Source organism: Leuconostoc sp. DB-1 (assembly GCF_013414845.1).
Lineage (GTDB): Bacteria > Bacillota > Bacilli > Lactobacillales > Lactobacillaceae > Leuconostoc > Leuconostoc mesenteroides.
In genome coordinates this window covers 394,481-406,862 of record NZ_JABFNJ010000001.1, presented here as the reverse complement: position 1 = coordinate 406,862, position 12,382 = coordinate 394,481, and the positions used below count along the sequence as shown (strand labels likewise).

Genomic DNA, 12,382 nt, shown 5'->3' with positions numbered 1-12,382 from the left:
CGGTTATTTCGACATTATTTTTTCTGTTTCTTTGCAACCATTGCTGAACGAACGACACCAATGATTGTTGGCATTAATGTGACCAACGCAATACCCAAAATAATTACAGAAAAGTGTGCTTTAACAAATGGAATATTTCCGAACATATAACCAGCACCGGTTGCAATTAAACTCCAAGAGAACGCAGCAATCAAACTATTACGTAGGAAATGTTTGTATGAAAATTGGCTGATACCAGCCACAAACGGTACAAATGTGCGGACAATCGGCATGTATCGCCCAATGATTATTGCCGCAGCACCACGCTTTTCAAAGAAAGCTTCAGCTTCTTTGATATGTTGTTCTTTAATGAAACGACCAAAGAAACGATGATGTAAAATTTTATAACCACCTGTACGACCAATCCAAAAATTGACTGAGTCACCAATAACAGCTGCTAAGAAGAATACAATCATAAATACCCAATGATTAAGTCCGGCATTTAGCCCAGCAGGCGTAGCAGCAATAGCTCCTGCAGCAAACAACAGTGAATCTCCAGGTAGAAACGGCATAATCACACTACCAGTTTCAATGAAAATTACTGCAAATAAAATCAAATACGTCCATAAACCGAACGCTTGCACAAGATTACCAATATGGACATCAATGTGCAAAATAAAATCAATTAGAAATGACATAAAGTTCCCCTAAAGTACGAATAGTAATATTTTACCACACATGTGAGCATGTCATATTAAAATATACCTTTTCATCCCTATTGCGATTTTAATTGCCTTCTAACCAGAAAAATTACGGTAACTTACTTATTTAATGCCTGTTTTGGTTGTCTCATTGAAATACAGCCAAACACGACCATCCAAATGGTAGCACCAATTGCTGGTAGACGAGATTCTGGATTAAAGAAAAGCGTAATAAATACAAAACTGAAAAACAGAATTGCCAATGGCACTAACGTCTTGGGTGCTATGACAAGAAAGCCATCAGGCATGTAACTATCTGACTTGCGATACTTCATGTAAGCGAATAATATGAGTACATAAATCATCAAAAACAAGTCCGTCGATGCGCTTGTCACAAAACTAAATGCATTTGTGATTGATGGAATAACCGAGATTAAGGCCGAAAAAGCAACCATTAATGATGTAACCAGTACAGCATTCACTGGTAATTGTGTTTTTGATGTTTTTCTAAATGGTTGTAAAAACTTGGCCTTAGATTGGAATGATAAAGCAAAGAAATTACGGCTAGCACTAAACAAAACTGAATTTAATGCTGAAGCAGCACTCGTCAATACTACGAAATTAATTAAAGCGGCAGCCCATTTCACACCTGCCAACTGGAAAACCATCACGAAAGGACTTTGATCCTCTGGAATTTTCTGCCATGGATAAATCGTCATAATAATGAACAATGCACCCAGATAGAAAAACAATATGCGCCAAGGAATTTGGTTAATCGCTTTGGGCAAAACCGAACGGGGATTTTCCGTTTCAGCCGTTGTCATGCCAATAAATTCCATGCCGACAAATGCAAACATGACCATTTGAAAGGCATTAATAAAATTACCAACCCCGTTAGGAAATAACTCAAAGTGATGCCAAACATTACTAAAAGCAACTTTTCCAACTGGTGTTTCAAATCCTGTCAAAGCCATGATAATACCTGTCACAATCAATGATAGGATGGCTACAATCTTTATCATGGCAAACCAGAATTCAGTTTCACCATAAAGTGCTACGGCAATTAAGTTGATCGACGTTAGCAAAATAAGCATGACGATTTGAATCAACCAACTTGGTAAATCCGGCAGCCAAAACTGAATATATTTTGCCACTGCAGTCAGCTCTGCCATCCCCATAAATACAACAGTTAACCAATATGACCAACGTGCAAAGAATCCGGCACGGTTACCTAAAAATTTAGTGATGAAAGAAATAAAGGTATGTTGACTGGGATCAGCATACAGCAGTTCACCAATGGCACGCATTACAACAAACATAAACATTCCAATAACTAAGTAAACCAATAAAATGGACGGTCCAGCAAAATGGATTGAATTTCCTGCCCCCATGAATAGACCAGTACCAATTGTTCCACCAATAGCTATTAACTGAACGTGTCGGTTTTGTAAACCTCGTTTCGGAAGATTACTGTCGCCTTTTGAATCGGACATAATAATATAAATTTCCCTTTCCTATTGCAAAGCACCCCTCGATCATCTCAGGGTGCTTTGACTTTTCATACATACATGATCTAGTATGCTGATTTTTTTCTAAAAATAAACAACGCTATTTTGTTCATTCGGTTTCACGTGAGTAATTAGAAACATCAGACAAAATCAAATATTGGAATTCATCGTATGACATTGTAACTGTTTTTGTATCACCATACTTACGAACAGTAACCGTGTTACTATCTACCTCTGAATCGCCTAGTACCAAAGTATATGGAATTTTGTTCGTTTGCGCTTCACGAATGAGGTAGCCCATCTTAGCGTCTTTTGTTTCAACATTAGCGCGCAATCCAGCATCCTGTAACTTCTGCTGTACAGCGTTCGCATAATTACCATGAGCACCTAAATTAACAGGGATGATTTGTACTTGTAAAGGTGACAACCATGTTGGGAAAGCACCCTTGTACATTTCAATCAAGTAGGCTGTGAAACGTTCCATCGTACCAACAATACCACGATGTAACATCACTGGACGATGATTATCCAGACCATCACGACCAATATATTTCAAGTCAAATCGTTCTGGCAACAAGAAGTCTAATTGGATAGTTGACAATGTTTCTTCATTACCTATGGCAGTCTTTGTTTGAACGTCTAACTTTGGACCATAGAAAGCAGCTTCACCTTCAGCCTCGAAATAATCAAGACCGAGATCATCCATTGCTGTTTTCAATTGCTTTTGTGACTTTTCCCACATTTCATCATCATCAAAATACTTTTCTGTATTTTTGGGATCACGATAAGACAAACGGAAACGATAATCTTTAATGTTGAAGTCACGATAGACACCCATCATCATTGTTAGAATAGACTTAAACTCTTCTTCTAACTTTTCTGGTTCAACGAATGTATGTCCATCGTTCAATGTCATCTCACGAACACGAGATAACCCTGTCAAAGCACCAGATTTTTCATAACGATGCATCATTCCTAATTCAGCAATACGCATTGGTAATTCACGGTATGAACGTGGCTTATGATTAAATACCATGATATGTGATGGACAATTCATTGGACGTAATTCCAAAAATTCGCCATCCCCCATATCCATTGGTGGGAACATATCTTCACGATAATGGTCCCAGTGACCAGATGTCTTATATAAGTTCAAATTAGACAATACTGGTGTGTAAACGTGCTGGTAGCCATTTGACAGCTCTTTATCTGTAATATATCTTTCAACTTGGCGACGAATTGTTGCACCATTTGGCAGCCAAACTGGTAATCCTGAACCAACTTCCTGGCTAGTAAAGAATAGATCAAGATCACGTCCAATGACACGATGATCACGTTCCTTAGCTTCTTCACGACGAGCAATTTCTGCTTCAACGTCAGCTGCTTTCCAAAAGGCCGTTCCATATACTCGTTGCATCATTGGGTTGCTTGAATCTCCACGCCAGTAAGCGCCAGCCACTGAAGTAAGCTTAAAATGCTTAATCCAACCCGTTGATGGTACCAGACCACCCTTATCAAGCTCAATATGATCTCCTTGAACAGCAATTGTGATCTTTTCATCGACTGGTAGATCATTTACTAACTCAACTTTATATGGATCATCAGCAAACATTTCTAATGCTTCATCACGTGTGATTTCGCGAGAAAGAATAGGTAGATCCTCTTTCACAATTTTGTGCATCATCGCCTCGATTTCAGGGAAATCTTCGATTGACACTTGATTGCCAGCCCCATTATCTGTGTCGTAATAGAAGCCATTTTCAATAAAAGGACCAACTCCAAAATGAATGTTAGCAAATTTTGGAATTCGCTTTAATGCTTGTGCTAATAAATGAGATGCTGAGTGACGAAGTAGATCTAATGCTTCGCTATCTGATGTAGTGATTAGTTGAAAATCGCCACTTTCAGTAATAACATCGTTCATGCCAATGTATGAACCATTTATTTTTCCTGACACTGACTTCTTTGCCAATGACTTTGAAATACTTTCGGCAACCCCAATTGGCTTAATCCCTTCATCAAACTTTTTAATAGCGCCATCTGGGAATGTAAGACTGATTTCTGCCATGCTATTTTCCTTTCAAATTCCATTCTAGTATTTTACATTAATAAAACAAAAACGTCCCTTTAGATCCTTATTAGATCTAAAGGGACGTTTTACCGCGGTACCACCCAAGTTTAAAACAGGAAAAATTCCTATTTCTCTCAAATGATATATAACGGTATCACCCGGGCAACTTTTCATTTAAAACTACTAAATCACCACTCAAAGGTAGTCTCTTATGTATGCACTGCTCATTTTCACCAAACATGAACTCTCTTTAAGTACATGACAATCGAGTTGTCCTTATCAATGTTTCTGAGAAACATCATAACATTTTTTTTGCTGTGTTGCAATTATTTTTTAAATCTGCTAATACAATCTTTAGCGCTTCTAATGCCTCGGCATCATGATCTAAAATACCATTATCAAAAACATTTTGTAGTGCAGCAATTTGATTTTTTGTAAGTGCCATTTTTATTATTCTCCTGTTTGCTTAATCATTTAATTATACTCAAAAAATATAATCATACTACTTAGTTTGAAACTAATGCTAACTTTCTATCCCAGAGCTACCATCTGAAATATTGACGTGTCTTGGCCGTGATCCGTCTGCTGGTCCAATGTAACCGCCTGCTTCCAAATCATCAATTAATCGAGCGGCTCGATTATAACCAATCCTGAAACGACGTTGTAACAGTGATGTTGAGGCTTTTTGTTGTTCAATAACAAATTGCAAAGCTTCTTGGAATAACTCATCATCACTATTTCCATCAGCATTTTCCGAATTATCTTGAGCAATTTCTTCATCTGTAACAGTCATTGCATCGGAATACTGAACCTCTTGTTGTGACTTAACAAATTCAACAATATTAGTCACATCAGTGTTACTAATAAATGCACCTTGAACACGTTGTGTCGGCTTACCGGGCGGTGCAAAAATCATATCCCCTTTTCCGAGCAGCTTCTCAGCACCATTACTGTCCAGAATAGTGCGTGAATCAATTCCAGAAGCTGTTCTAAAAGCAATTCTACCAGGAATATTACTTTTTATGGTACCGTTAATCACTTTAACGTCAGGTCGCTGTGTAGCCAAAATCATGTGAATACCGGCTGCACGAGCTTTAGCACCAAGGCGCGCGATAGAAACTTCAATTTCATTACCCACCGTACTCATTAGGTCAGCGAATTCATCTACAATAGCAACAATATATGGCATTGGTTGCATAATTGGCTGATCTGTTTCCTTAGCTTCAGCATTCTGCTTTTCAACCGCCGCATTATATTCACTAATATTACGTTTTCCAAATTGAGCTAAAAGCTTGTAACGATTTTCCATCTCGTCAACAACTTTTTGCAAAGACTTCGCTGCTTTACGGGGCTCCGAAACAACTGGTGTCAGCAAGTGTGGTATCCCGTTATAAATAGATAACTCAACAACTTTTGGATCAACCATCATTAATTTAACTTCATTAGGTTTTGCACGCAAAAGGATAGATACAATAATACCATTAAGCCCTACTGATTTTCCAGATCCAGTAGATCCAGCAATAAGCAAATGAGGCATAGCCGATAAGTCTGCCATGACAATATTTCCTGTTACATCTCGGCCAAGTGGCACATTGAGTGGATTATCATCAAATGGCGCATTCTCAATCATGTCTCGGAATCCAACAGTTGCCTGAGTATCATTAGGAACCTCTATACCAACATAGGGTTTACCGGGGATTGGCGCCTCAATTCGTATTGATTTTGCAGCTAATGCCAATGCTAAATCATCCGATAGATTAGCAATTCGATTTACTTTAACGCCTTGCCCTGGTTTCAACTCATATTGAGTTACCGTAGGTCCTAATGAAACACTGGTTACTTCCGCCTCAACACCAAAGCTTTGCAGCGTATCATGGACAAGACGCGATTTGTCGGTTAAACTTTTAAACTCTTTTGTTTGGTCTGTAGGCGCTAATTGCGTTAATAGGTCAGCAGTTGGTAACTGGTAATCCGGGTTTTCTTTTTCCAACATATCTGTAGAAACTTCGCTATCACTAACAGAAGTCTTTTCGGCCTGTTCTTTGGAAGACTTTTTTGTTGGTTGAGGCGCTATAGGACCATTCCATTTAATTTCAGGCTCATTGAAATTTTCTTGAACACTAGGTGCATTGACGTCTTTTTCTATTTTAGGGACAACATCGGTTGACAAGCTATCATCACGGCTCACACCTAATGGATCATCTCCATAATCAGTAATATCTTTCTTGTGTCTATCACGTTTGAAAAGCGATTGTCGGGTTGGCTTTTCGTTAGCTCGTTTTTCCTGAATATGAGTAACCCTTCATGAGCTTTTTCAACGCCTTGCTGAACAATGTCACGAGCTGGAATACGGAAAAAGATTGCAATACCACTGAATAATAAGATTATTGTTACAATCCACGTGCCAATGCTAGACATTAACATAAACAGTAGATGATATAATGCTGCGCCGATTATACCACCGCCAACCGGTGTGTTTGCTGATTGATTGACAAAATCTTGACCAATTAACCGCACCACTTCGCCAACATATCCATCTGCATTTTTGAGTGTGTATTCAAAAAATAACAATGATGAAATTGTCTCAATAGCAATAAACATCATAAAAGCGCCAACCCAAAAATGAGTTGCTATTTTGGGTGTTTTTCGAGTAATAAAATAGTACCCTAAAAATAATGTCATAGGTATTAAAATCACAAGATACATGTTTCCAAAGAAAAAACGGAAAATGTCAGCAATAAATACCCCTAATATGCCAAGCTTAAATATACCTAGTATACCTAAGACAATACCACCCAAGAAGCATAGGTTTTGAACTAAAGGGTTCTTTTTTTTACTATTTTTACCACGTGTTGTACGCCGTCTTTGTGTAGTCTTTCTTGTCGCCAAAGTTCCACCTCTTAGTCAGTTCATTCTAACACTTTATTTTATCATTTTTGAAACTCGAACAAATGTTCACATCAAATTCTTAAGCTTTGCTTAACTCTATTTCAAAAATTTAATTTTTAAACACAAAAAAACGCAACCAGAGTTGCGCTTTTTAGTAGCTCGTGAGAGAATCGAACTCTCGATTCCGCCGTGAAAGGGCAGCGTCTTAGCCACTTGACCAACGAGCCATGGTCAATATTTGTTCGTTGTAACGAAACAACTATATTAGTTTATCAGGGAAATTTATATCTGTCAACTGTTTATTTCAATTTGTCTTGCTCGTATGTGTGAGTTGTTTCTAAATTTGAAAAAGATTGCTGGCGCAATGCTTCATAAAGCACAATTGCGACAGTATTCGATAAATTCAACGAACGAACATGTGAATCATCCTGTGGGATACGAATAGCCTTCTCCGGATTTTGACGCATAAATACTTCTGGTAACCCTGTGGTTTCTTTTCCAAATAAGAAGTAATTGTCAGTATCATTTTGTGCGTAATTAGGCTGTGTATAGTCTTGGTTAGCAAATTTAGAAACCAAGTATAAGTTGTCTGTTTCTGCTAAAGTGTCTAGAAAATCAGGCAAGCTTGGGTGTTTCACCAACTTTACATGATCCCAATAATCTAACCCGGCACGTTTAACGTGTTTGTCATCAAGTTCAAACCCCAACGGTTCAATTAAATGTAAGACTGCATCAGTTCCAGCAGTCGTACGAGCAATATTTCCCGTATTAGCAGGCATTAAAGGTTCAAATAAAACAATATGATTCGTCATTTTTCAGCTACTTCCTCTACTTCAAATAAATCTGAGTTTGCACGCCACCAATCATAGATGTGTGTAACAAACACTTTAGCTACAGCATATGATGGCACCGCTAACACAATACCTAATACACCAAAAATATGTCCACTGCTCAATAACACAACGATAACAGTAACAGGGTGAATTGATAACGCCTCCCCGAGAATTTTTGGTGAAATAACATGTGCTTCAATCGGTTGTTCAATAGCTAGCACGATAATAGCTAATATTAGCATTTTTGGGCCACCAGCAATCAAAGCAACTGTGAAAACTGGCACTTGTGCAATAATTGATCCAACATACGGGATTAAGTTAAAGAAGCCTGCCATCAGCGCTAATAAAATACCGTACGGCAAACCAATAATGGTATACCCTATGGAAAACATAATCATTACAGCGAGTGCAACACCAAGTTGTCCACGAATATATTGAGCGATTTGCTTACTAATTTCCGTTAATAAGTAGCGTACTGATAGTTGTGAGTTATTTGGAAACTTACTAGAAACAAATGACGAAAATTTGTGTCCATCTAACAGCATATAATAAAGAATAAACGGCGTCGAAACAATTGTCACACCAATTGATGTAAGGATTGATGCAAATGAACTGATGCCTGCAACCCCGCTTGTCAAATATTTTTTGCTCCAATCTAATACATTTTGATTAAGATCAGAATTCGTATGATTCAAATAATCTCTGATAAACTTAAATTGTTCACTGGCAAAGGTCTCATTAATAAAAGCTTCGCTGGTTTTCCAGTAATTTGGCCAGTTATCGATAAATTGAATGACTTGATTGCGCAATACCATGACAATAGCAGCAATGGCTACTCCAATGATAGCTAATAAGACAATCAAGACCACACCAATCGATAAGTTTCTTGGTAAATGCACATATTTTTCCAGAAGACCGACAATCGGACTCAGCAAATAATACAGCACACCGCTTATCATTATAGGTGCACCGACAGCCGTAAATAATGCACGAATTGGTTCAAACAAAAAACGTACTTGCCAAGCCAAAAAAATGATTAGCAAAACTAATAAAATTACAATCAGACCATTTAACAAGTCATTGCCAGAAAACCAACGACTATACCATGACTGTTGCTCTGGTTTTTTCATAAAAACGCCCCTTCTCATGCTATACAATTGTAATTATTTTACCATAGAATTGCGAATGGCTGTTACTTTGCAATATTTTTACGATGATGTGATAATTAAATAAGGCTAAAAATTATATTTGTGTAAATGCTTACATACAAGTATAATTAAAACAGACATTCAAAGGAGCTACTATATAATGGCAGTCTATAAAATTCTATTTGGTACGTATACAAAGCGCGTTTCAAAAGGTATATATGAAGCTGAGCTTGATACAGAGAAAAAATTATTACAAAACTCCACATTCGTTGGGGGTTTGACAAATCCAACTTATTTGGCAATATCAAAAGCCAACAAAGTCTACGCGGTTGAGAATCGTGATGGTCAAGGTGGTGTTGTTACATTTGATAATTCCGTTCGACCCCTTGCTGAGATTGATGCACAATTAAGTGAAGGCTCAGCACCTGCATATATTGGTGTTGATGAAGATCGTCAACTTGTTTATGCAGGTTATTATCACCGTGGAACTGTTGAAGTTTACCGAATTAATGATGATGGTAATTTGACGTTAACCGATACTTGGCAAAATGAAGGGTCAGGTCCACGTCCTGAACAAGGATCTTCACATATTCACTTTAGCAATTTAACTCCTGACAACCGTTTAGTTGCAGTTGATCTAGGTACAGATGAAGTTATTACTTTTGACGTATCAGACAATGGCAAGCTAGCTGAAGCCGCTCATTTCAAAGCAGAAGATGGCTTTGGCCCTCGTCATATTCGATTTTCGCCAGATGGTCAATATGCTTACCTCCTCGGCGAATTATCAAGTCTACTCAGTGTTTTGAAATACAACAGTGAAGATGGTTCTTTTGAACACGTACAGACAGCACCAACTATACCATCAGATTGGACAGCACATAACGGAGCTGCTGCAATCCGTATCAGTAAAGACGGTCGCTTCATATATGTTTCAAATCGTGGTAATAACTCAGTCGCAGTCTTCAAAACAACCAATCTTGGATCTGAAATTGAACGTATTCAATTAATCAGTACTGAAGGTGAGTTCCCAAGAGACATGAATTGGGATGAATCTGAACAATTCTTGGTGGTTGCTAATCAAGATACCGACAATGTATCATTGTACGCTCGTGATGACGAGTCCGGCGAATTATCACTACTCCAAAAAGACTTCACAGTTCCAGAAGGTGTTCGTGTATTATTTGAATAACAAAAAAGGATGCATCATTGACAGATGCGTCCTTTTTTATTTGCATTAAAATAACTTATCGTGAACTACGATTCATACGTTTTTCGGCGTAACCCAATGAGCGACTAATTCCAAACGTCAAAACGAAGTAAATCAGTGATGCAATAACTAATGGGAAAAATGGTTTGAAACTAGCTCCTTGAACGACACCAGTTTGGAACATCAATTCACCAACACCAATAACAGAAACAACCGAACCTTCTTTGATAATTGTCACAAATTCATTACCTAGAGCAGGTAAAATGTTTTTTACCGCTTGTGGTAATATGACATATCGCATTGTCTTGCCTTTTGACAAGCCAAGTGAGCGCGAAGCCTCCGTTTGTCCAAAGTCAACAGAGTTGATTCCTGAACGAATGATTTCAGCAACATAAGCAGCTGAATTAAGTCCCATTGCAAGAGCACCAGCAGCAAAAGCTGATAAATTCAAGCCAATTACTTGCGTACCGAAAAATACCATAAACGCTTGTACTAGCAACGGTGTGCCACGGACATACTCAACATAAACATTACCAATAATTCTTAAAATGGCGTTGGGAGACAACTTGAATAAGGCAAAGACTGTTCCAAGCACAATACCCAAAACTACCGCCACTGCAGCTAAGGCAAGCGTCAACAATGTTCCCTTAACAAACAAATTACCATACTTAGCCCAGAAGCTTTGATCGGCAAACATTAGCTTATTAGCTCTTTTTTGATAAGCTTCCAATTCACCTGATTTAATGATGTTACCAAGTGACTTGTTAATTTTGGCTTTTAGGACTGGAGAATTTTTAGGCATTGCGATTGAAACTGCCCCTTCTCCAGAAGAAGGCTTTGGATAAATGATTTTAAAGGCTTTATTTTGTTGTGTGTAAGCTTTAGATATTGGTTCATTAAGCACGATTCCAGCAATTTTACCAGTAGATAATTGTGCAACCAAATCAGGAACTTTTTGAAGACTGACTATTGTTGATCCACTCATACTTTCTTGAGCATAAGTTTCTTGGGTAGTTTGTTTTTGTACACCAATTTTCTTACCAGAAAAAGAGTTTAGGTTGCCACTATATTTAGAGGCATCTTTTTTCAAAACCATTACAGTCTGCAAAGGCTTCATATATGAATTTGAAAAATCAACTACCTTTTCTCGTTCTGGTGTGGCATTAATACCCGAAATAATGACATCAATTTTACCAGTTTGCAAGGCACCGATTAAACCATCAAATCCCATTTCCTTAATAACAGGCTTAACACCAAGATCCTTAGCAATTTTTTTAGCCATCTCAACATCAAAACCAACAATTTGGTCGCGTCCGTTGACCGTAGCATGGAACTCAAATGGTGCATAATCTGCTGACAGACCAATTACTAACGTACCCTTTTTCTTGATTTTAGTTAGGGCCGGATCCGTAGTCGCAGCATCAGCATGAGTTGGCAAAACTGCTAACAATGGCAGTAACATTGTAATCGTCATTATCACGATTGATATTTTTTTTAATATACTATTCATTTAATTTCTCCTCATGTGAAACAACATTACTAATTTTACCTTGATTTGAATTTTTATACAATAAAAAAACGTAGATATACAAAATATATTGAATAACTAAATTTTTTATACAAAAAAACTCGCCGAAGCGAGTCTACCTGTTACAAGTATCTATAGGCCATGTTTTGTTCCAGTGTAATGCAGGTAACATTACACCTTCGGTAATCATCTATCTAAGTTCGTTCAAACGAACCATACCGACCATCGCTTCATTTCACTAGGCCAGCCGCCCCTACCAAAAGTTTGGGTTGCCCGTTTGTGGGGTTTACCTCGTCTCAAATACTAGCTTTCACTAGCATATACGTTTCTATGGCACCTTCGAGCCTATTCAGACATAGCCTAAGCCTTAGCCCTTTCGACTGCCGTAACATCACTGTTCCTGGGTTTATTTTTTATCCCAGCACAAACACTACACCCATCTCAGAGTGTACGAGCATGGACCTTCCTCACGTTAGAAATATAACGCGCAATTACCCGATACTTGCAAAAATTATTAT

At 37.9% G+C, this 12,382-nt stretch carries 8 protein-coding genes, 1 tRNA gene, 1 other RNA gene, 1 pseudogene and 1 other annotated feature; of the genes and pseudogenes, 1 reads left to right on the top strand and 10 read right to left on the bottom strand.

All coding sequences use genetic code 11. The annotated features are described in order from the left end of the window. Nucleotides 1-14: 14 nt before the first annotated feature. The 8 genes and pseudogenes from HFP47_RS01950 to HFP47_RS01915 form a co-directional block, all read right to left on the bottom strand. Entirely contained in the window at nucleotides 15-677 is a 663-nt protein-coding gene (locus HFP47_RS01950) for a VTT domain-containing protein (RefSeq protein ID WP_179875956.1), read from the bottom strand. A 122-nt stretch (nucleotides 678-799) separates the two neighbouring features. Beyond that, complete coding sequence (locus HFP47_RS01945; RefSeq protein ID WP_025267895.1) at nucleotides 800-2,173, bottom strand: amino acid permease; 1,374 nt, start codon at nucleotides 2,171-2,173, stop codon at nucleotides 800-802. Nucleotides 2,174-2,297: 124 nt separating this feature from the next. Next, a complete protein-coding gene (thrS, locus tag HFP47_RS01940; RefSeq protein ID WP_179875955.1) occupies nucleotides 2,298-4,256 on the bottom strand; it encodes a threonine--tRNA ligase in 1,959 nt (652 codons plus the stop codon). Nucleotides 4,257-4,333: 77 nt separating this feature from the next. Next, nucleotides 4,334-4,551 (bottom strand) — a binding site (T-box leader). A 6-nt stretch (nucleotides 4,552-4,557) separates the two neighbouring features. Then, a complete protein-coding gene (locus HFP47_RS01935; protein WP_179875954.1) occupies nucleotides 4,558-4,704 on the bottom strand; it encodes a hypothetical protein in 147 nt (48 codons plus the stop codon). A gap of 78 nt (nucleotides 4,705-4,782) precedes the next feature. Beyond that, a pseudogene (locus HFP47_RS01930) lies at nucleotides 4,783-7,148 on the bottom strand (DNA translocase FtsK 4TM domain-containing protein). A gap of 155 nt (nucleotides 7,149-7,303) precedes the next feature. Then, nucleotides 7,304-7,375, bottom strand: a tRNA-Glu gene (locus HFP47_RS01925). A 72-nt stretch (nucleotides 7,376-7,447) separates the two neighbouring features. Beyond that, nucleotides 7,448-7,960: a tRNA (cytidine(34)-2'-O)-methyltransferase gene (locus tag HFP47_RS01920; RefSeq protein ID WP_011679463.1), complete on the bottom strand. Its 513-nt coding sequence runs from the start codon at nucleotides 7,958-7,960 to the stop codon at nucleotides 7,448-7,450. Next, nucleotides 7,957-9,111, bottom strand: a complete 1,155-nt coding sequence (locus tag HFP47_RS01915; protein WP_011679462.1) for an AI-2E family transporter — start codon at nucleotides 9,109-9,111, stop codon at nucleotides 7,957-7,959. The genes HFP47_RS01920 and HFP47_RS01915 overlap by 4 nt, the downstream gene beginning before the upstream one ends. A gap of 178 nt (nucleotides 9,112-9,289) precedes the next feature. On the opposite strand from HFP47_RS01915, the gene HFP47_RS01910 reads away from it, so the two are divergent. Next, entirely contained in the window at nucleotides 9,290-10,318 is a 1,029-nt protein-coding gene (locus HFP47_RS01910; protein WP_048592873.1) for a lactonase family protein, read from the top strand. Nucleotides 10,319-10,373: 55 nt separating this feature from the next. Here HFP47_RS01910 and HFP47_RS01905 read toward each other — a convergent pair whose 3' ends face one another. Then, the gene (locus HFP47_RS01905; RefSeq protein WP_011679460.1) at nucleotides 10,374-11,846 is read right to left on the bottom strand and encodes an ABC transporter substrate-binding protein/permease; all 1,473 of its coding nucleotides are present in this window, start codon (nucleotides 11,844-11,846) and stop codon (nucleotides 10,374-10,376) included. Between the two features lie 148 nt (nucleotides 11,847-11,994). Further along, an RNA gene (rnpB, locus tag HFP47_RS01900) (RNase P RNA component class B) lies at nucleotides 11,995-12,367 on the bottom strand. Nucleotides 12,368-12,382 lie beyond the last annotated feature (15 nt).